Origin of the sequence: Halomonas sp. AOP7-E1-9 (assembly GCF_052376035.1) — a bacterium.
GTDB lineage: Bacteria > Pseudomonadota > Gammaproteobacteria > Pseudomonadales > Halomonadaceae > Vreelandella > Vreelandella citrativorans.
In genome coordinates this window covers 1-427 of the sequence record NZ_JBQSVC010000099.1, presented here as the reverse complement: position 1 = coordinate 427, position 427 = coordinate 1, and the positions used below count along the sequence as shown (strand labels likewise).

1 protein-coding gene is annotated in these 427 nt (G+C 52.7%); it reads right to left on the bottom strand.

What is annotated here, in order from left to right; all coding sequences use genetic code 11:
- The coding region (locus ACT3R4_RS18475; RefSeq protein ID WP_496201307.1) for a transposase at window positions 1–360 on the bottom strand (360 nt) is incomplete at its 3' end.
- Window positions 361–427 lie beyond the last annotated feature (67 nt).

Genomic DNA, 427 nt, shown 5'->3' with positions numbered 1-427 from the left:
CTGGCGACTAACGCCCACCGAATGTCGTCCTTTCTTGCGAATACCGGTGTCATCGATAATCCAAAAAGGCGTCGTATCGGGGGACAGCAAGTAGGGTAGCACCTGCTGCGCCACGCCATTGAGCATCCCTCGGTCAGACCATCCAGAGCGAGCCACCAGGTGATGCAGCGACTGATGACAGGCTTGAACGTTACCCGGATCGACACTGGCGGCGATGGGCTCGACACTCTTGCGTTCCAGCGGCAGCATCAAGCCACGACAGTAATTCTGAAAACCCTTCACTCGATCAGCATGGCCCAGGCGAGGTGCTAGCTCATCAAGATACGTCTCGAAGCGGTCGTGAAGTGCGTCGTTTACCATAATGCGAAATCGCTATACAGATGACACAATACGTATTGATAACATATCTATTTATGACACAGTAGTA